This is a genomic window from Sphingomonas naasensis (assembly GCF_004792695.1).
Classification (GTDB): Bacteria; Pseudomonadota; Alphaproteobacteria; order Sphingomonadales; family Sphingomonadaceae; genus Sphingomonas; species Sphingomonas naasensis.
On record NZ_SRXU01000001.1, the window covers coordinates 979294 to 999317 of the forward strand.

Annotated in this window: 18 protein-coding genes, 1 tRNA gene and 1 pseudogene; 11 read left to right on the top strand and 9 right to left on the bottom strand. The window is 67.2% G+C overall.

Features of this window, described 5'->3' with window-relative positions; genetic code table 11:
• Positions 1–16: 16 nt before the first annotated feature.
• From E5A74_RS04505 to E5A74_RS04520, 4 genes are all read right to left on the bottom strand, one after another.
• Entirely contained in the window at positions 17–883 is an 867-nt protein-coding gene (locus E5A74_RS04505; RefSeq protein WP_135983028.1) for a polysaccharide biosynthesis/export family protein, read from the bottom strand.
• A 13-nt stretch (positions 884–896) separates the two neighbouring features.
• A complete protein-coding gene (locus E5A74_RS04510; protein WP_135983029.1) occupies positions 897–2057 on the bottom strand; it encodes a porin family protein in 1161 nt (386 codons plus the stop codon).
• A gap of 273 nt (positions 2058–2330) precedes the next feature.
• The gene (locus E5A74_RS04515) at positions 2331–2528 is read right to left on the bottom strand and encodes a hypothetical protein (RefSeq protein WP_135983030.1); all 198 of its coding nucleotides are present in this window, start codon (positions 2526–2528) and stop codon (positions 2331–2333) included.
• Between the two features lie 107 nt (positions 2529–2635).
• Complete coding sequence (locus E5A74_RS04520; RefSeq protein ID WP_135983031.1) at positions 2636–4027, bottom strand: exopolysaccharide biosynthesis polyprenyl glycosylphosphotransferase; 1392 nt, start codon at positions 4025–4027, stop codon at positions 2636–2638.
• Between the two features lie 739 nt (positions 4028–4766).
• Between E5A74_RS04520 and E5A74_RS04525 the strand changes: the two genes are divergently transcribed.
• Positions 4767–6374, top strand: a complete 1608-nt coding sequence (locus E5A74_RS04525; RefSeq protein ID WP_135983032.1) for an ABC-F family ATP-binding cassette domain-containing protein — start codon at positions 4767–4769, stop codon at positions 6372–6374.
• Positions 6375–6393: 19 nt separating this feature from the next.
• Here E5A74_RS04525 and E5A74_RS04530 read toward each other — a convergent pair.
• Positions 6394–6482, bottom strand: a tRNA-Leu gene (locus E5A74_RS04530).
• A gap of 292 nt (positions 6483–6774) precedes the next feature.
• Between E5A74_RS04530 and E5A74_RS04540 the strand changes: the two genes are divergently transcribed.
• Positions 6775–8169: a glycosyl hydrolase family 18 protein gene (locus E5A74_RS04540; RefSeq protein ID WP_166745600.1), complete on the top strand. Its 1395-nt coding sequence runs from the start codon at positions 6775–6777 to the stop codon at positions 8167–8169.
• A gap of 31 nt (positions 8170–8200) precedes the next feature.
• Positions 8201–8860 (top strand): LamG domain-containing protein, encoded by a 660-nt coding sequence (locus E5A74_RS04545; RefSeq protein ID WP_135983035.1) that lies wholly within the window; start codon positions 8201–8203, stop codon positions 8858–8860.
• A 3-nt stretch (positions 8861–8863) separates the two neighbouring features.
• On the opposite strand, the gene E5A74_RS04550 is transcribed toward E5A74_RS04545, so the two are convergent.
• Positions 8864–10372 (bottom strand): YifB family Mg chelatase-like AAA ATPase, encoded by a 1509-nt coding sequence (locus tag E5A74_RS04550; protein WP_135983036.1) that lies wholly within the window; start codon positions 10370–10372, stop codon positions 8864–8866.
• Positions 10373–10536: 164 nt separating this feature from the next.
• Between E5A74_RS04550 and E5A74_RS04555 the strand changes: the two genes are divergently transcribed.
• The 8 genes and pseudogenes from E5A74_RS04555 (at position 10537) to E5A74_RS04590 (ending at position 16844) form a co-directional block, all read left to right on the top strand.
• On the top strand, positions 10537–10866 hold the full coding sequence (locus E5A74_RS04555) for a hypothetical protein (protein ID WP_240699637.1): 330 nt from the start codon (positions 10537–10539) through the stop codon (positions 10864–10866).
• An 87-nt stretch (positions 10867–10953) separates the two neighbouring features.
• On the top strand, positions 10954–11088 hold the full coding sequence (gene rpmH, locus E5A74_RS04560) for a 50S ribosomal protein L34 (RefSeq protein WP_135983209.1): 135 nt from the start codon (positions 10954–10956) through the stop codon (positions 11086–11088).
• A 26-nt stretch (positions 11089–11114) separates the two neighbouring features.
• Positions 11115–11426, top strand: a pseudogene (rnpA, locus tag E5A74_RS04565) (ribonuclease P protein component); the annotation flags it as partial.
• A complete protein-coding gene (gene yidD, locus E5A74_RS04570) occupies positions 11423–11635 on the top strand; it encodes a membrane protein insertion efficiency factor YidD (RefSeq protein WP_135983037.1) in 213 nt (70 codons plus the stop codon). The pseudogene rnpA and the gene yidD, both read left to right, overlap by 4 nt.
• Positions 11636–11657: 22 nt before the next feature.
• The gene (gene yidC, locus E5A74_RS04575) at positions 11658–13394 is read left to right on the top strand and encodes a membrane protein insertase YidC (RefSeq protein ID WP_240699639.1); all 1737 of its coding nucleotides are present in this window, start codon (positions 11658–11660) and stop codon (positions 13392–13394) included.
• Positions 13391–14029 carry a ribosome biogenesis GTP-binding protein YihA/YsxC gene (gene yihA / locus E5A74_RS04580; protein ID WP_240699640.1) on the top strand — a complete coding sequence of 213 codons (639 nt, stop codon included), beginning with the start codon at positions 13391–13393 and terminating at the stop codon, positions 14027–14029. The genes yidC and yihA overlap by 4 nt, the downstream gene beginning before the upstream one ends.
• Entirely contained in the window at positions 14026–15159 is a 1134-nt protein-coding gene (locus tag E5A74_RS04585) for an acyltransferase family protein (protein ID WP_240699641.1), read from the top strand. Before yihA ends, E5A74_RS04585 begins: the two co-directional genes overlap by 4 nt.
• An 83-nt stretch (positions 15160–15242) precedes the next feature.
• Positions 15243–16844, top strand: coding sequence for a methyl-accepting chemotaxis protein (locus E5A74_RS04590; protein ID WP_135983040.1), 1602 nt, complete (start codon positions 15243–15245; stop codon positions 16842–16844).
• A 2-nt stretch (positions 16845–16846) separates the two neighbouring features.
• Here E5A74_RS04590 and E5A74_RS04595 read toward each other — a convergent pair whose 3' ends face one another.
• The 3 genes from E5A74_RS04595 to E5A74_RS04605 all read right to left on the bottom strand — a co-directional run.
• Positions 16847–18127 carry an MFS transporter gene (locus E5A74_RS04595; RefSeq protein WP_135983041.1) on the bottom strand — a complete coding sequence of 427 codons (1281 nt, stop codon included), beginning with the start codon at positions 18125–18127 and terminating at the stop codon, positions 16847–16849.
• The gene (locus E5A74_RS04600) at positions 18124–18582 is read right to left on the bottom strand and encodes a MarR family winged helix-turn-helix transcriptional regulator (protein ID WP_135983042.1); all 459 of its coding nucleotides are present in this window, start codon (positions 18580–18582) and stop codon (positions 18124–18126) included. Before E5A74_RS04600 ends, E5A74_RS04595 begins: the two co-directional genes overlap by 4 nt.
• A gap of 234 nt (positions 18583–18816) precedes the next feature.
• The coding region (locus tag E5A74_RS04605) for a calcium-binding protein (protein WP_135983043.1) at positions 18817–20024 on the bottom strand (1208 nt) is incomplete at its 5' end.

Sequence of the window (20024 nt, forward strand, 5' to 3'; positions counted from 1 at the left end):
TTCCCGTGGGTTACGCTCAAAACAGTTTCTCGCGGATGATCAGCACGTCCTCGGGCTGGACGGCGTCATCGAGGGTGATGCCCTCGATCTCCTTGCCCGCACGGCGCACCTTGATGCGTTTGGTCGACCCGGCGAGCGTCGGCCCGCCGGCCAGCGCGAGCGCCTGGCGGAAGGTCTGGCCGGGAACGAAGTTGAAGGCGCCGGGGCCCTGCACCTGCCCATAGACATAGACCTTCTCGGCCGGCGGCACGAACAGGATGTCGCCAGGGCCGAGCGGGCGATTGGCGCCGGCGTTCATGTCGGCCAGCGAGATCCGCACCGGGCCGCTGCCGTCCGCGGGCGTCAGGATCACGGCATTGGCGCCGGTCGCATTCGCCCCGCCCGCCTTGGCGAGCATCGAGGCGACCGTATAGGGCCGGTCTAGCGGATAGTTGCCCGCCTCGGACACGTTGCCGAGCACGGCGACCGAGCGGCTGACGAACTGCGACACCTCGACATTGACCGAGGGCCGCTCGAGATAGCCGCCCGAAGCATAGCCGCTGGCGATCGCATCGGCGAGCTCGGCGGTGGTCTTGCCGCGCACATCGACCGCGCCGAGCATCGCGAGGCGGATCGTTCCGTCGGCCTTCACCCGGGTGGTGACCGAGAGATCGGGCTGGCCATAGATGAACACCTTGACCTCATCGTCGGGACCGAGCCGGTAGCCGGGCGCGGCAGCAGGTGCCGTCGCGGCGGCGGCCGCAGCAGGCGGCGCAGCAGCGGCAGCCCCTGGCGGCGGGGTCGCCGCGGCGAGTCCGGCGCCGCTGGTCTGCGCGGCCGCCGGAAAAGCGAGGATCGATACTGCCAGCGCGAGGGCCGGAAGGCGGGTTCGGTGATGTTGCATGTACCTCATAGGTTCAAAACCTCATGGTTGCGCCGAGCGAGACACGGTTCGCCCGATAGTTCGAGACATCGCTGTTAGTGGCGCGGTCGAGATGCGTGAGCGACAGATCCAGCGCGAGCGCCTCGCTGATCTTGCGCCGCGCAATCAAACCGAACTGGTTGGTTCGATCATGGGTGTAGCTGAACGGCCGGATCGCAGCGTCCTGACGGAAATCGCGCCGGACGAGCTCGCCGAACGCGCCGATCGTGGTGAGCTCGCTCAGCCCGACCTCGGCCGAGAGACGATGCGCCGTACGGATCGCGAAGCCGGTGGCGATCAGGCTGTCGTTGACGATCGTCCGCTCGGTCGATGCGGTGAGCTTCACGCGCGGAATCGCCATTGTCGAGACGCGCACCGCCCAGCCCGGGCCGTCATAGTCACCGATCGCCGCGGAGGTGCTCGTCACGTGCATCCAGCGGAAATCGGCGTCGATCGACGTCAGCGGCGAGACCGCGCGCGAGAAGGACAGCCCCCAGGCGTCGCTGCGATTCTCCGCCGCCAGCGCCGGCCGGTCGCTGGTGACGTGCTCGTAATAGGCAGTGAGCTTGCCGAGGCTCGGCTTGGCGTAGCCCACCCCGGCACGCCAGAGGTTGCTGGTCTGATCGGCATATTCGAAGCCATCGCCGTTGCGCGTGGTGTCGCGCCGCCAGCTCGCCACCGGATAGAGGCCGGCGGGCCGCTCGCAATCGGCCGAGACGCCGAGCGTCGAGAATTTCTGAAGGTTCTCGCTGGCGCTGTTGATGTCGCCATAATCGGCGCGCTGCTGGCGATAGCTCGCATAAGGCTTCACCGCGCAGGTGCCGGCGATCAGCAGCTTGCCCGAACCCTCGAGCTCGAGGCGCGGCTTGCTCCGGCCGCTTTCCGAGACGAACCGGTCGTAGCCGACCAATGCGCGCAGGCTTATAGCGCGGACGCCGATGTCGCGATCGAAGCGCGCCTCGATCGCCGGGGTGACGATCACATCGGCGACGGGATCCGCCGCGTCGGAATCGACGCGATAGACATTGTCGTCATAGACGATCGACAATGACGGCTCGATCCGCAGCCCTTGCTCGGCCTGCGGCTGCGCCTTGGGCTTGGGTCGATCGACTTCCTGCGCCCGCGCCGATGCGACCGACATTGTGCAGAGCAACATAGTGCCCGCAAAAAGCTCGGCCGATCGACGCTTGAACACGCGTCGTCGCACAGTCTCCCAGCCCTTCGCAGCTGCGAAACAATTTAGATTAGATACGCTTTCGCCAGAGCAAAGCACGCGCTCAGGACCTCATTGCAGTGCAGCAATTTGGTCATGCTAGAGCGTTCGGTCGCCGCTGCCCACCTTAGTTAATTCGGTTGGTCGTACCCGAGGCACGGCTTGTTCGTTTCTGGACGGGAACGACCGTCCCGCAGCTGCCGACGCGAGTCGGATTCAGCCGAGCAGCCAGAGGCCGACCGCGCCAAGCGCGACCACGAAACTGGCGATGCCCGCCCAACGCGAGCCCGCCTGGACGAGGCGCTCGGATAGAGGTTCGTTGACGTCCGCCGGCATCAGCCACATCGGCTGCGCTTGCGCCTGCTCGGCGACGCGCGCGTCGGCATCGTTCGCCATCACCAGTTTCTTTGCCACTGCCCGCGATCCTTGTTGCCCGCAGCGGCTATCGCCGAAAATCCTTTATGGAAGCTTTTTGGCGATCATTAACATCGAGCGCGAGCGGCTTTTCGCCCGCGCGTGGCTCAATAGGCGTTCTTGTGCGTCAGCACCTGCGCGGTCATCGCGAGGATGCCGATGTCGCGCATCAGGCTCCACCCCTGGAGATATTCGAGGTCGGCCTCGAGCCGATTGACGATGTCGCGGCGATGCTCGGTCGCGCCGCGGAAGCCGCGGACCTGCGCGAGACCGGTGATGCCCGGCTTGAGCGCATGACGGTGCCAATATTGGCGGTCGACGCGCCAGAACAGCTCGTCGCCGGCAAGCGAGCCGAGCGCGTGCGGGCGCGGCCCGACAAGGCTCATCTCGCCGAGCAGCACGTTGATCAGCTGCGGCAGTTCGTCGATGCTCGTCCGCCGGATCAGCCGGCCGATCCGCGTGATCCGATCATCGTCGCGGCTCGCCGAGCGCGTGCCGTCCGAGTCGCTCGTCTCGACGCGCATGCTGCGGAATTTGAGGATGTGGAAGATGCGGTTGCCGCGCCCCATCCGCTCCTGACGGAAGAAGACCGGACCCGGAGAATCGAGGCGAATGGCGAGCGCCACCGCGACCATCAGCGGCAGCAGCATGATCAGCACCGGCACGGTCAGCGCGATGTCGAGCGCGCGCTTCTTGGCGCGGTCGGCGAGGCTGAGCGGCCCGCGCGAGACGACGACGGTGGTGGCGCCGCTCAGCTGGTGCACGGCCAGCGGGCCGAGCTCGCCGATCTCGGGGACGATGATCTCGCCCTGGATGTTGGCACCCTTGAGCACCTGCGCCCATTCGACCTTGCGCTCGGGCGCGCAGCTGATGACGACGCGGTCATAATGCCGCAGCAAGGTGCCGAGCCGGTTGAGCATATAGGGGTCGTCGAGGTCCGAGCGCAGCGCCGCGACGCCGGCATCGACGATGTCGCTGCCCAGATAGGCGTCGGGCACGTTGCCGCCGTCGACGATCACCAGCTCGGTGTGGAGCTGGCTGCCATAGAGGCGCTGGACGAGGTGGCAGATCAGAATGCGCTGACTGAGGATCAGCACCACGGTCGAGATGATGCCGAGCGAAAGCGCGAACCGCGGCATCCGGCCGGTCACCTTGAGCGAGAACACCACGAGCAGGAAGAGCAGCAGCGTCGCCGCGATCGAGACCAGCGCTTGGCGGCAGCTCGTCACGCCGCTGGTCAGGCTCTTGCTGGCATAGGCCTCGTTCTGGAAAGCGATGCCCACGAAGACGAGGATCGCGCCGAGCATCGAGGTCCAGACATTGCCCGAGATCGTGCCGGGCTGCTCGACGCTGAGGCCGACCGCGAAGCCGATGAAGAGCGCCAGCGCATCGGCGCCGATCAGCGCGAGGCACAACCATATCTTGGCGCTTCGCCTCGCTGCCGAGACGAACGGCGTTCGACTCGGATAGCCGCGGATCGCGAGGTCAATCTTTGACATGCGACACCCGATACTCCCTGACGCAACACACCCTTTGCGGGCCAGCAATTCCACGTACTGATAAACGCGTAGAACTTGCTGCGGCGCAGCAGGGCCATATGCATCCGGCGAAGGCAAGCGGGCGGCGGCGAACCAGGGGACTTTTCGGGACGACCCGTGCCCGGAGCGAGATCATCGATACGTTCGCGTATCGGAAGTTTTCAGCGCGTCTTGCGATCCGCTCCTGTCGTCGCGCCGGTCGGCCAGGCGCGGGAGTCGCGGGTCTTGGCTATTTGATCAACCACCATGCGATTCCGCCCAGCGCGAGGACGAACACGGCGGGCCCGGCGAGTCGCGAGACGAGCTGGATGCCGCGTTCGGCGCGCTCGGCCGGGAACGCCGGCAGACGGCCCTCAGGGCGCGCCGGCTCGACGTTTTCGCTTCGACCAACTTCGTGCGGGGGCGCCGATACATGCGCTCCAGACGAGGTCCATGGCCCGCCCGATCCTTCAGACATCGCATCCTCTCATACGGAACGCCCTTAGGGGTTTCGTTCCGGGAATGCGACTGTACCGCATCAGGGCAACGCTTTCGAGCGCAATCCACGCGGGCGCCTCCGCCGTATCGGCATGCTCGCGCCGCTCGACTTGACCCGCGAATGCCCCGCACCTACCTCCGGCCTCAACGCAGGAGTACGCGACGATGGACCTCACCTTGACTGCAATGCCCACCCGCCTTGCCGCCAAGGAAAGCTCTGCCCATGTCCGCTTCGATCTCCGTTTCCCATCTCGCCTGGTCCACGCCTGACGGACACCGTGTCCTCGACGACCTGACCCTCGACTTCGCCGGCGCCGAGCGCACCGGACTGACGGGACGGAACGGCGTCGGCAAATCGACCTTGCTCAAGCTTCTGGCGGGCCAGCTCGCGCCGGCGCGGGGCACCATCCACGTTCAAGGCACGGTGGCTGCGTTGCGGCAGACCGTTCAGGTCGCGCCTGACGAAACCCTGTCCGATCTGCTCGGCATCCGCGAGGCGCTCGCCATCCTGCGCCGGGCCGAGAACGGCACCGCGACGATGGACGATCTGGCCGAGGCCGACTGGACGCTGGAGCCGCGCGCGGCCGAAGCGCTCGCCGCGGCAGGCCTCGACTTTGCGCTCGAGACTCCGCTCGTCCGCCTGTCGGGCGGCCAGCGGACTCGTGCGGCGTTGGCAGGACTGGTCTTTGCTGAGCCCGATTTCCTGCTGCTGGACGAGCCAACCAACAATCTCGATCGCGAAGGGCGTGACCTTGTCCGTGCGCTGCTGGAGAATTGGCGCGCGGGCGCTGTGGTGGTCAGCCACGACCGCGCGCTGCTCGAGACGATGGATGCGATCGTCGAGCTCACCACGCTGGGCGCGCGCCGCTATGGCGGCAACTGGAGCGATTATAGCGCGCGCAAGGCGGTCGAGCGCGCCGCGGCCGAGCGCGATCTCGAGGTCGCCCGGCGACAGCGGACCGACATCGCGCGCAGGACGCAGCTTACCGCCGAGCGCCAGCAACGCCGCGACGCGGCGGGTGGTCGCGCGGCAGCGCGCGGCGGGATGCCCCGCATCCTGCTCGGTGCGCGGCGCGAACGCGCGGAGAATAGCGGCGCCGAAAATCGTCGACTGGCGCAGCGGCAGCTCGGCGAGGCCGATCGCGCGGTGGCCGAGGCGAAGGACCAGATCGAGCGGGTCGAGCCGCTCTCGGTCCGGATCGCTTCGACCGGCCTCAACCCGTCGCACGAGGTGCTCACCCTCGACGAGGTGACCGCCGGATATGCAGAAGGCGCCCCGATCCTGCGCGACCTGTCGCTGAAGATCACCGGGCCCGAGCGGATCGCAGTCACCGGCGCGAACGGCGCGGGCAAATCAACGCTGATCCGCGTCATCACGGGCGCGCTGGCGCCCCGGTCCGGAAGCGTGACGCGGCATGGCGCATTCACCTTGCTCGACCAGCATGTCAGCATCCTGCGCCCCGGCGAGACGATCGCCGAGAACTTCATGCGGCTCAATCCCGGCGTCAGCGAGAATGATTGCCGCGCCGCGCTCGCCCGCTTCCGCTTCCGCGCCGAGGCGGCCGATCAACCGGCGGGTTCGTTGAGCGGCGGGCAGATGCTGCTCGCGGGGCTGGCGTGCATCCTCGCCAATCCCGCGCCGCCGGCGCTGCTCCTGCTCGACGAGCCGACCAACCATCTCGATCTAGAGGCGGTCGCGGCGGTCGAGGCCGGGCTGCTCGCCTATGACGGGGCGCTCCTCGTCGTCAGTCATGACGAGTGCTTCCTCGCGGCGATCGGCATCGATCGGCGCATCGCGCTGCCGCCGGACTATTGCGGGGCTAAAGTCTAGGCGGAGGCGGAAACCATTCTGGTACGGGTGGTCGGACTCGAACCGACAATCTGATCACTCAGAGGCGGATTTTGAATCCGCTGCGTCTACCAATTCCGCCACACCCGCATCCCGTGAGACCGCCTTTGCCGCGGCGCAGAAGATGCCTCGCACGAGCCTATAGGGCGGCGCGATTCAGATTGCCATATCCCGAAATGCCACCGTGAGGGGCAAATCCGTGGATAGTTTCGCGCCGCGCGATCCGTGTTCGTCGACAGGAAATCACCCCTTCGTCGATGTCCCGTGATGGCTTTAAGTCCGGCTTAAGTATGCAAGGCCTCCCTCGCCCCGTCCGCCGGATCGACCGGCGATCCGATCGGGAGGAACAGTTATGCGTTCGATCCACAGAGCCGCTCCCCGCATGCCCGCCGCCCGCGCGACGCTCGCGGCCGCGCTGGCGCTCGCCGTTAGCGGCTGCGGCGGCGGCGGAGGTGGCGGCGGCATCGTCTCGCCTGCGCCTTCGCCCAGCCCCTCCCCGTCGCCGAGCCCTTCACCCACCCCTTCCCCCTCCCCCACTCCCTCGCCGTCACCGTCCCCGACGCCGTCGGCCACGCCTTGGGTGACCGGCTATTATGTCGGCTATTTCTGGCCGGATTATCCGCCCGAGCAGGTCGATATGCGCGCGATGACGCACTTCGTCTTCGGCCGCGTGGCACCGGGTGGCGGGTCGCTGCCGGGGGGTGTTCCGGGTGAACTCGTTCCTGGCGGCGGCAGCTCCCAGGATCCGCATGACCCCGAGCGCCCCGATCCCAACAAGACCGTCGAGGACTATCTGATCGGGCGCGCGCACACGGCGGGCACCAAGGCGTTGCTGATGCTGGGCGGCGACGGCGCGGACGGGATCGGATTCTACAAATCCACTGCCGACAATATCCGCCCGACCTTCGTCAAGAACATCGTCGATTACCTCGTCGCCCATGACTATGATGGGGTCGATGTCGACTGGGAAAATTATCTCGCGGATACCCAGGAGACCCGCGATGCCAAGATCGATCCGATCGAAGCGCGCCGCCGCCTCAAGCAGCTGATCATCGACGTTCGCGCCGCCGCCAATGCGCGCCCGCGCTATCAGGCGCCGAACACAGGCGTGCTGATCACCTATCCGCACTATACGGTGAGCATCAACGACCTCGAACCGGGCGGCAAGGTCCAGCAATGGCAGGCCGACATCGCCAACCTCGTCGATCAGTTCAACCTGATGAGCTATGGCATCGGCACCGCGTGGAACCAAGCGGGCTGGTCATCGTGGTTCTCCTCGCCGATCTTCGGCGCCACCGGCACCACGCCGCGCGATCTCGACAGCAGCATCACCGCCTATGTGAAGACCGGCGTGCCGCGCGAACGCATCGGCATCGGCATCGGCTTCTACGGCATCTTCTACGGCCCGACGATCACGGGGCCGCGCCAGGACACCGAACACAACAACATCTTCGAAACCAACGACGTCGCGCTGCGCTATTCGGAGCTGGTGCGGCTCGGCTATCTCTCGCACGGCACCTATTATTGGGACGAGATCTCGCAGGTCGGCTATCGTTCCTATCCTGGCGGCGGCTACGTCCCCGCGCTCGAGCCAAGTCTCAGCCGGGCGGGCTTTCTGAGCTACGAGGACGAAGCCTCGATCGCCGCCAAGGGCAAATGGGTGCGCGAGACCAAATTGGGCGGGGCGATCATCTGGACGGTCAATTACGGCTATCTGCCCGGCAGCAAGACCAACCCGCTGCTCACCGCGGCGAAGACCAGCTTCCTCCAGCGCTGAATCGGATCGAGGCAAATTGGCAAGGAACGGCATGATCGCGGGGGCCATGGCGGCATGCGCCGCAGTGGCTTTGGCCACGACGGTGGCGGTGGCGTTGCCGCTCGCGTCGGGAACGCAGAGCCCGGCGATCGAGGTTACCCAGGCAAGCCATGCGGGCCGCAAGGCGACACGGGTGGTCGATCGCGCGGGGCTCGTCAGCGCCGAACGGCTGGTGCCGCTCCCCGGCCCGGCGTTTCATGACGGCGTCATCGACGGCTATCTCACCGGCATGCCGACGCCGGGCAGCTCGCCCGGGGCGCGCGGCTTTGTCGGGATCGCCTTCCGCATCAACGGCGTGCCGAAGCGCTACGACGTCCTCTATGTGCGGATGACCAATGGCCGCGCGCCCGATCAGCTGCGGCGCAACCGCACGGTGCAATATGAATATGAGCCGGACTTCCCCTGGGATCGGCTGCGCGCCTCGGCGCCGGGTCAATATGAGAGCTATGCCGATGTCGCGGTCGGCCGCTGGGTGAAGTTCCGCATCGAGGTGCGCGGCGACAAGGCGCGGTTGTACCTCAACGGCAGCGACCAGCCTGCGCTCGTCGTCAACGATCTGCGCTCGGGCCCGGATGGGGCCGGTGCGGTGGCGCTGCAGATCGGGCCCGAGACGATCGGCTATTTCTCGGATGTCCGCGTCCGGCCCGGATGAGCGTCAGCTGCGCGGAACCTGACGGCGATAGCTCAGCGCCTCTGCCACGTGCATGCGCCCGACGCCGTCCGCGCCGGCGAGATCGGCGATCGTGCGCGCGACGCGGAGCACGCGGGTATAGCCGCGCGCGGAAAGGCGCAGCGCTTCGGCGGCCTGGGCGAGCAACTGGCTGCCGGGCGCGTCGGGCGTCGCAACCTCGGTGAGCATCTCGCCCTCCGCCTCGGCGTTCGTGCGCGCGGGGGCCCCGCAATAACGTGCTGTCTGGATTCCACGGGCAGCGGCGACGCGCGCCGCGACCTCCGCCGAGCTCTCGGACGCGGCCGGCAGCACCAGATCGGCGGCGGTGACCGGCTGGACCTCGACGTGCAGGTCGATGCGATCCAGCAGCGGCCCCGAGACCTTGGCCTGATAGTCGGCGGCGCAGCGCGGGGCGCGAGCGCAGGCGAGCGCGGGATCGCCGAGATGGCCGCAGCGGCACGGGTTCATCGCCGCGATCAGCTGGACGCGCGCGGGAAAGGTGACATGGGCATTGGCGCGCGCGACGCTGACCACGCCAGCCTCGAGCGGCTGGCGCAGCGAATCGAGCACCGCGCGCTGGAACTCGGGAAGCTCGTCGAGAAACAGCACGCCGAGATGCGCGAGGCTGACCTCGCCGGGCTTGACCCGCAGCCCACCCCCGGTGAGCGCCGCCATCGACGCCGAATGATGCGGGCTGCGGAACGGCCGGGTGCGCGTCAGCTGACCGCTCGACAACGTCCCGGCGACCGAGGCCACCATCGAGACTTCGAGCGCCTCGGCGGCGTCGAGCGGCGGCAGGATGCCTGGTAGGCACGACGCGAGCAGCGATTTGCCCGCGCCCGGCGGCCCGACCATGATCATGTTGTGCCCGCCCGCCGCGGCGATCTCTAGCGCGCGCTTCGCCGTCTCCTGCCCCTTCACCTGCGCGAGATCGGGGCCGTACCCTGCCGCCTCGATCTCGCCCGCCGGCGCGGCAGGGAGCAGCTGGTTGCCCTTGAAGTGATTGAGCAGCCCGATCAGATCGGGCGCGGCGACCACTTCGACCGATCCGGCCCACGCCGCTTCAGGGCCCTGCGCCACCGGACAGACCAGCCCCTTGCCGGTCTCCGAAGCGTGCAGCGCGGCGAGCAGCACGCCCGGCGACGGCGCGATTCGTCCGTCGAGGCCGAGCTCGCCCACGACGACATAGCCCGACAGCGTCTCGGCATCGGCGACGCCCATCGCCGCGAGCAGCGCGAGTGCGATCGGCAGATCGAAATGCGCGCCTTCCTTGGGCAGGTCGGCAGGCGACAGATTGAGGATGATCCGCTTGGGCGGCAGCGCGAGCCCGATTGCGGCGATCGCGGCGCGGACGCGTTCGCGGCTTTCGGCCACGGCCTTGTCGGGCAATCCGACGACGACGAAGCTCGGCAGCCCGGCGACGAGGTTGCACTGGACTTCGACCGCGCGCGCTTCGAGCCCCAGATAGGCCACCGTCGAAACGCTCGCGATCATGCGCCGCCCTCCCCAGCGCCTGTTCTTACCGGCTTTCGTCCGCGATGGAACCGAACTCCTCCGAAACGGCGAGATCGGCGACTCGCGCCCGCGCCGCGACGAAGACCTGCACAATCGGGCAAGGGATACTTGGCAGCGGCGCACGGCAACCCCACATCGGTGTCATGGCGAACTCAAACACCCGCCCCCATCTCGTCCGCACCGCACTGGTCGTGCTCGGATTTGCGATCATGGCGGCGTCGCCGCTGGTCGGAATCATCCCCGGCCCCGGCGGGATCCTCGTCTTCGCGCTCGGGCTGGTGCTGGTGCTCAAGAACGCGACCTGGGCCCGCCGCCATTTCGCGCGACTCAAGCGGCGCTGGCCGCGTTTCGGCCATTACAGCGACATGGCGCTGCGCCGGCGCAGCTTCCGCCGACGCCAGGAACGTGCCAAGGAGATGGCGCTGGCCGAGGCCGAAGCGCGCGTTCTCGGCTTTCCCGCAGACCCGCGTTGACTTGGGGCCTCGAGCTGCGTATGGGCACCCGACACGCGGCCGCCCCTGTGGCGGCCCTTTTACGTTCCAGATTACCGAGGATGAGCGATGAAGCGGACCTTTCAGCCGAGCAACCTGGTGCGTGCGCGCCGGCACGGCTTCCGCGCGCGGATGGCGACCGTCGGTGGCCGCAACGTGATCCGCGCCCGCCGCGCCCGCGGCCGCAAGAAGCTGTCGGCCTAACCGCCGTACCGCTCGCGCGGCTCACCGAGCGCAAGCACTATCTCGCCGCCAATGCGGGGAAGCGGGCACCCATGCCCGGCTTCGTCCTGCTGGTGCGCGCGCGTGACGATGCCGATCCGACGATTCGGGTCGGCATCACCGTATCCAAAAAAGTCGGCAACGCCGTGGTGCGCAACCGCATGAAGCGGCGCTTCCGCGCGCTCGCCCGCGAAGTGCTGCCCGAGGCCGGGATTCCCGGCGCGGACCATGTGCTGATCGGCCGCAACGGCGGGATCGAGCGCGATTATGCCGCGCTCCGGGCCGAGCTGGCCAAGGCGTGCGCGAAGCTCGGTCGATGATCGCGCGCGTCCTCATCCTGATCGCGCGATTCTGGCAGATCGGCCCGTCGCGAATCCTGCCGCCCAGCTGCCGCTACGCGCCCAGCTGTTCGGCCTATGCAATCGAGGCGCTTCGCCGCTATGGAGCGCTCAAGGGCGGCTGGCTTGCCGCAAGGCGCCTCCTGCGCTGCCATCCATGGGGCGGGCACGGCTACGATCCCGTGCCATGACGGACTTTCCGGGGACTATTCGGTGAAAAAAGACGATCAAAAGAATTTCGTGATCTTCGCAGTGCTGGCCGCACTGATCCTGTTCGGCTGGCCGCAGATCACTCACTGGATCTTCCCGCAGCAGCAGCCCGCCTCGGTCAAGATCGAGGGCGGCAAGACCAAGCCGGTCGCCAATGCCGGCACCGATCCCGCGGCCGATTCGCCCAAGGCGCTGCGCGATCGTCAGGTCGTGCTCGCCGAGACGCCGCGCGTGCAGATCGAGACTCCCAGCCTGCGCGGCTCGATCAACCTCAAGGGCGCGCGGATCGACGATCTCGTCCTCACCCAATATGCCGAGACGGTCGCCAAGAATTCGCCGCCGATCCACCTGCTCTCGCCGAGCGGTGCCAAGGGCGCCTATTTCGCGCAGTTCGGCTGGCAGGGCGCGGGCGCGGAGACGCCGGACGCCAACACGATCTGGCAGGCGAGCGGCCCCAGGCTGACTCCGACCACCCCGGTGACGCTGACCTCGCAGAGCGCGACCGGCCAGCTGTTCCGCATCGAGCTCTCGGTCGATGAAAATTACATGTTCAGCATCCGCCAGACGGTGGCGAACAACGGCAGCGCGCCGGTATCGATCACGCCGTTCGCGCTGATCTCGCGCGCCGAGCGCTCGGCGGACCCCGATCAATGGGCGGCGCATGTCGGTCCGATCGCGAGCGCCGGCGGCGCGGCGAAATATGTCAACTGGAAGGACGTCGACGCGGAGGCGCAGCAATTCGCCACCACCGGCGGCTGGGTCGGCTATACCGACCATTATTGGCTGACCGCGCTCGTCCCCGATCAGCGCGTCCCCGTCGCGCTCCAGCAGCGCCCGACCCCGGCCAAGGGCTATCAGGCGGATTATCAGCTCAGCGATCCGATCAACCTCGCCCCGGGCAAGAAGGTCACCTACAATAGCCGCTTCTTCGCTGGCGCGAAGGAAGTGAAGCTGCTCGACAAATATCAGGACGAGCTGGGCATCGTGAAGTTTGGCCATGCCATCGACTGGGGCTGGTACGGCGTTATCGAGCAGCCGATCTTCTATTATCTCGACTGGCTGTTCCGCCTCGTCGGCAATTTCGGCGTCGCGATCATCCTGCTGACGATCACGATCCGCCTGCTGCTCTTCCCGATCGCCCAGCGCCAGTTCGCCTCGATGGCGGCGATGCGCGCGGTGCAGCCCAAGATGAAGGCGCTGCAGGAACGCTACAAGGACGACAAGCAGCGCCAGCAGCAGGAGATCATGAAGCTGTACAAGGAAGAGAAGGTCAATCCGCTCGCCGGCTGCCTTCCGATCCTGATCCAGATCCCGATCATGTTCGCGCTGTACAAGGTGCTGCTGCTCACGATCGAAATGCGGCATCAGCCTTTCGTGGCGTGGATCCGCGATCTTTCGGCACCCGATCCGCTGACTCCGCTCAACCTGTTCGGGCTGCTCAACTTCGCGCCGCCGACCTTCATCGCGATCGGCGTGATCCCGATCCTGCTCGGCATCTCGATGTACTTCCAGTTCAAGCTCAACCCGGCGCCGATGGACGATATGCAGAAGCAGATCTTCTCGATCATGCCGTGGATGATGATGTTCCTGATGGCACCTTTCGCGGTGGGCCTGCAGGTCTACTGGATCACGTCGAACGTGCTGACGATCGGCCAGCAATGGCTGCTCTACAAGAAGCACCCGGCGCTCAAGGAGCCGATCAAGAAGGATCCGCCCAAGAAGGAAGCCAAGGCGAAGTGAGCAGCTTCGACGAGGATCAGATCGAGGCCGCGCGAAAGATCTTCGCCGGCCCGATCGCCTTCCTGAAATCCGCACCGAAGCTTGAGCATCTGCCCAACCCGGCGGTGCCCGAGGTCGCGTTCGCCGGCCGTTCGAATGTCGGCAAGTCGTCGCTGATAAACGGGCTCACCAGCCGGAACACGCTCGCGCGCACGTCGAACACGCCGGGGCGCACGCAGGAGCTCAACTTCTTCGACGTGGGCGAGCCGCTCAAATTCCGGCTGGTCGACATGCCCGGCTATGGCTTCGCCAAAGCGCCCAAGGACATGCAGCGCCAGTGGCGCTATCTGATCAACGACTATCTGCGCGGGCGCGACGTGCTCAAGCGGACGCTCGTGCTGATCGACTCGCGCCACGGCATCAAGGAAGTCGACAACGAGATCCTCGACATGCTCGACGCCGCAGCGGTGAGCTACCGGATCGTCCTGACCAAGACCGACAAGATCAAGGCGACCGAGCTCGCCGAGGTGCGCGCGCGCACCGAGGCCGAAGCGCGCAAGCGCCCCGCCGCGCATCCCGATATCCTCGCCACCTCGAGCGAGAAGGGCATGGGCCTTGCCGAGCTCCGCGCCGCGGTGCTGGAGGCCGTGGGTTGATCGCGGCGAGGCCGCGTCTCGCCGGTCTCGACATTTTCCGCGGGCTCGCGGTGGCGGGTATGATCCTCGTCAACACGCCGGGGAGCTGGGCGCATCTCTGGTGGCCGCTCGATCATGCCGAATGGCACGGCTGGACGCCGACCGACCTCGTCTTCCCCGCCTTTCTGTTCGCGGTCGGCGTGGCGCTCGCCCTCTCCTTTCCGCGCAAGGTGGACGGCGCGACCTGGGCGCGGATCGCGCGGCGCACGCTGCTGCTGATCGCGATCGGCTGGGGGCTCCAGCTGCTCGCACGCCCCGAACTCGCCAGCTTCCGCTTTCCGGGCGTGCTCCAGCGGATCGGGCTCTGCTACGCGCTAGCCGCCGGCTTCGCGATCGCCTGTGCCGCACGCTTGCCCGACGGGCGCCGGAGCCTGCGCGCGGGCGCGATCCTCGCCGGAGCGCTGGGCGCGCTGCTCGTCTATTGGGCGCTCCTCGCCTTCGTGCCCGTCCCGGGCCATGGCGCAGGCCAGCTGAGCCCGGAAGGCAATCTCGCGAGCTATGTCGACCGGCTGGTGTTCACCACCGCGCATATCTGGCGCGGCGGCACCGATGCGGCGGGGAACATCGTCTACGATCCCGAAGGGCTGCTCTCGACCCTCCCCGCGCTCGCCAATGTGCTGTTCGGCATGCTCGCCGCGATCGCGTGGCAGCGCGCACCCGAACGAGCGACGCTGCGGATCGCGCTGGCCGGCGCGGCGCTGATCGCGCTGGGGCTGCTCCTCCACCCGATCCTGCCGATCAACAAGAAGCTGTGGACGAGCAGCTTCGCGATCTTCACCTCGGGAAGCGCGGCACTCCTCCTCGCTTTGTGCATGGCCGCGACCCGCAGAGGCGTGCCGCGTCTGCTCGCGCCGTTCCACATGCTCGGGATGAACGCGATCCTCGGCTATATCCTCTCGGTGCTGATCGGCATCGCCGGCTTCCGGCTGTTCATCGGCGCCGAGAGCGTGCAGGCGTGGAGCTTCGCGCGACTGAACGCGCTGATCCCCGATCCCTATGTCGCCTCGTTCGCCTATGCGCTGATCGCGCTGGCGCTGGTGCTGGCCGCGCTGCTCCCATTCCATCGCCGCGGCATCCATTTGCGGCTGTGAGCCACACCGGATAGGCCTACGTTCAACTACTTAGCGCCCCTGTGAAAACGCGTAGCGGCGCATCTTCGCGCTAAAATAGGTTGATGATCTCCGCGCTGCGATCCTTGACCTCACGCGTCGCCCGCACCGTTTACGGTCGCTGGGTGGTGCTGCCCGAGGATCTGGTTCGCACCCAGATCAAGTCGACTTCGCACGGCTTCCCGTTCACGTTCACCATGGGAGTCATCGTCAGCATCGGCATGATGGCCATGTTCCGCGAAACCGAGCATCTCGTCTTCCGCTGCATCGCGCTCATCATCCATCTCGGCATCCTCGGCACGTTGCTGGTACGGTATCTGCGTCAGCAGAAGCGCAACTGGCAGGTCGACGATGCGCGCCGATCGATTCGCATCACCGTGGCGCAGGCCGCCATGGCCGCCACGGGCTGGATGGTATTTCTCGGCGCCTGCGGAATGAGCGCGAGCGAGCACGAGCGCGTCGTGGTCGCCACCGTGATCACCGGCGTGATCGCCGTCGGTGCGCTCCGCTATGCCGCGCTTCCGCCGGCGAGCCTGGCCTTCCTGTTCACCGCCAACCTCGTCGCACTCGCCTTCGCGGTTTTATGGGACATGCCCCTCGGCATGTCGGTGTTCCTTGCGGTGTTCGTGATGCTGCTCGGGCGTTTCATTGTCGAGCAGGCCGCCTTGGTCGCGAGCCAGTTCGAATCGGGCCAGGCGCGCGCGCTTGCCGAGCACGAGCGCGACCTGCTCCGCGCCGAGGCGCAGCGCGAGGAGTGGCAGCGCCAGGCCACCGCCGCCGAGGCGCGCACCCGCGCCGAAACCGAGAGCCGGCGCAGTCGCGACGAGGAGGTCCGCCGGATCGCCAACCGGTTCGAGCATCTGTTCGTGCGCAGCATCACCGATCTCGCCGCAGCGGCGGATCAGACGCGCCAATCGGCCGAGCTGCTCACGCTGAGCGCGCGCACCTCGCAGGATCAGGTCCGCAGCGTCGTCGGCAATGTCGGCGAGGCAGAGATGGGCGCGAGCGTGTTGCTCGGCGAATCCGCCAATCTCGGCCATTCGCGCACGGCCGTCGAAACGAGCATCGCGGCGCAGGAAGCCACCACCGCGCATCTCCACACGCTGTCGCTCGCCGCCGACGATCGCTTCGCCACGTTGGTCGGCTATGCCAGCAGCGCCGGGACGATCGCCGATCTGATCGCTGAAGTGGCGGCGCGTACCAATCTACTCGCGCTCAATGCCTCGATCGAGGCGGCGCGTGCGGGCGCGGCAGGGCATGGCTTCGCGGTCGTCGCGCAGGAAGTGAAGGCACTCGCCTCGCAGACCGCGGTCGCGACCAAGGACATTCGGTGCCGGCTCACCCAAATCACCGAGGCGGTGAATTCGACGGCGAGCATCGTCGGCGACATGCGCGCGAGCTTCGACCGGATCAGCGAAGTCGCCGGCGCCGTCGAGCAGGCGATGGCGCGGCAGGGCAATGTGATCCGGTCGATCCAGCAATATGCCGGCTCGGCCGCGTCGCTCGCCTCGAACCTCCACGGCAGCGCGACCATCGCCGAGCAGGCCGCCGACGCTGCCGCCGAGGTGACCGGCGAGCTCGGCACGGTGACCACCGACCTCGTCGACAAGACCCAGCTGCTGATGCGCGAGATGCGCAGCTTCATCGAGACGCTCGAAGCCGCCTGATCTCAGGTCGCGGGCTGGAGCGCCCGCGGCTCGGTCCGCCCGGCCAGGATCGCCACCGCCGCGGCGAGGCCGAACGCGCCGGCGATCAGGAAAGCCGGGGTGTAGGTGCCCATCCACGCCCGGATCGCGCCCGCGCCGAACGCCGCGGTGGCGGCGCCGAGCTGGTGCCCGACCATCACCCAGCCGAAGATGATCGGCGCGTCGCGCTCGCCGAAGCTGAGATTGGCGAGCTTCACCGTCGGCGGCACGGTGGCGATCCAGTCGAGACCGTAGAACAGCGCGAACAGGAACAGGCTCGGCGCATTGAAATCGAGAAAGGGCAAAGCGAGCAGCGAAAGCCCGCGAATGCCGTAATAGACGAACAGCAATTTGCGCGGATCATAGCGATCGGTCAGCCAGCCCGAGGCGGTGGTGCCGACCAGATCGAACAGCCCCATCAGCGAGAGCAGACCCGCGGCCTGGACCGGGGCGATGCCGTGATCACCGCAAAAGGCGATCAGATGCGTGCCGACAAGTCCGTTGGTGGTGAGCCCGCAGACGAAGAAGGTGCCGAACAACAGCCAGAACATCGGCGAGCGTGCGGCACGGAACAGCGCGGTGAAGGCGAGGCTCGCGGTTGCCGCCTGCTTGAGCGGCGGTGGCGGTGCGCTGTCCCCGGTCTCGCCGAAGCGGCGCACCCCGACGTCCTGCGGCCGTTCGGGGACGAAGAGCAGCACCAAGGGCACCATCGCCGCGCAGGCGATCGAAACCGCGAGCGCGACCGGCCGCCACGCGCCGCCCTGCGCGAGCCAGGCCAGCATCGGCAGGAAGACGAGCGCGCCGGTCGCGGTGCTGGCTGTGAGCATGCCCATCACCAGCCCCTGCCGCGTCGCGAACCAGCGATTGACCACCGCCGCGCCGAGCACCGACGCGACCGCGCCGCTGCCCACGCCCGAGACGAGGCCCCAGCTCAGCACATATTGCCACGGCTCGCGCATCCACAGGCTGGCGAAGGTCGCCGAGGCCATCAGCACCAGCCCGCCGAGCATGGTCCGCTTGATCCCGATCGACAGCATCAGCGCCGCGGCGAAGGGCCCGACCAGCCCGTAGAGCAGCAGGCCGATCGCCGCCGAGGCCGAGATCGTCGCGCGGTCCCAGCCGAAATGCTGTTCGAGCGGCAGCATCATCACGCTCGGCGCCGAGCGCAGCCCCGCCGAGACGAGGAGCGCGAGAAAGGTCACCGCGACGACGATCCCGGCATAGCCGCGCGTCGAGACCGGCAGCCGCCGGAGCATCGCGGTCATGCGCGCGCTCCCGGGCCGCGCTGGGCCAGTTCGGTGACCAGCTGCAGCGCCGCCTCGAGCTCCACCCACTTCTCCTTCCCCATCGCCCCGACGATCCGTTCCTGCACGCCTTCCCAATCCGTCTCCGCGGTGGCGATCGCCGCGCGCCCGGCGGCGGTGAGCGAAGCCAATTTGGTCTTCCCCTCCCCCGCAGCGACGATCGCCCAACCCTTGGCCTCGATCGGCGCGAGCGCGCGGTAGAGCGAGGTCCGGTCGAGCGCGAGCTGCTCGGCGAGCCGGCTGAGCGGCAGCGGCTCGCCGCGGGCGATGTACCGCAGGATGGCGAATTGTGCGGTCGTCATCGCGTTGACGGCGAGCGCGTCGTCATAGGCGCGCGTCACTGCCCGTGCGGCCTTGCGAAGCGTGGTGCAGGCACAGGCGGCCGATGCGGCGGGCGAATCATGATGCATATACATGATGTATATGCATCATTATGGGTTGCGCAAGACGGTTTGGCGGCCGGCCAGCGTCTGGCTAATGAAACTGCCGTTCCGCTCCCGGCCGGATACCGGCGTTCGCTGGTTTGACGAGGCGCGGCCGGCGTTGTGTCACCGCACCGCTACGGACTTGCCGAGCAGAACCAGGCACGGTCGCGCCGAACAATCGCTATTTTCGTTCTGCACGCTTCGGGAATTCTGACCACGGGCACGTCAGATCACCTGGAAGTCCAAGGCGCTGAGGTGGGTCCACGGAGTAATGGTAGCGAACAGCATGGCATTTGCGGCACCAATGCCGTCCGCGTCGAAATAGAGACTGCCGGTGGCGGCATCGTAGAGAATGCGATCATTCAAGTGCTGAGGCTTGGCATCCAGATGGAAAGCTCCGCCGATGAGTGCACCGAGTTCGAGACCAGTGAACACGGCATGGTCGAGGAGGATGTTGTCACCCGCCTGGAAGTCGACGATCGCATCCACGTTTCCGTTTCCTAACGCAGTGGTGAATGCAAAGCTGTCATTGCCGTCGAATCCTTCAAGAATGTCGGCTCCGGCGCCTCCGTCGAGGCGGTTCGCACCGGCATTTCCGAAAAGATACTGGCCGAAGCCGTTGCCGGTGAGGTTGATGCTGGCAGTACCGGCAATATCGGTCGTCTGAATCTCCTCGATCTCGGCGCCCGCGGTCAGCGTGTAGCTCGTCGAAGCATAGACCCGATCCCACCCTTGGCCGACCGCCTCGACGACGACGTCTCCGGCATTGTCGACATAGTACCAGTCGTGGCCGTCGAAGCCGGTCATCGTGTCGGCGCCGCCACCACCGTCGAGGTGGTTCGCGCCGGCATTTCCGAAAAGATACTGGCCGAAGCCGTTGCCGGTGAGGTTGATGCTGGCAGTACCGGCAATATCGGTCGTCTGCATTTCCTCGATCTCGGCGGCCGCGGTCAGCGTGTAGCTCGCCGACGCATAGACCCGATCCCACCCCTGACCGACCGCCTCGACGACGATGTCCCCGGCATTGTCGACATAGTACCAGTCGTGGCCGCCGAAGCCGGTCATCGTGTCGGCGCCGCCACCACCGTCGAGACGGTTCGCGCCGGCGTTTCCGAACAGATACTGGCCGAAGCCGTTGCCGGTGAAGTTGAGATCGCCAGTGCCGAGGGCGTCGGTGGTGCGAATCTCCTCGATCTCGGCGCCCGCGGTCAGTGTGTAGCTCGCCGACGCATAGACCCGGTCCCACCCCTGACCGACCGCCTCGACGACGACGTCTCCGGCATTGTCGACATAGTACCAGTCGTGGCCGTCGAAGCCGGTCATCGTGTCGGCGCCGCCACCACCGTCGAGACGGTTCGCGCCGGCGTTTCCGAACAGATACTGGCCGAAGCCGTTGCCGGTGAAGTTGAGATCGCCAGTGCCGAGGGCGTCCG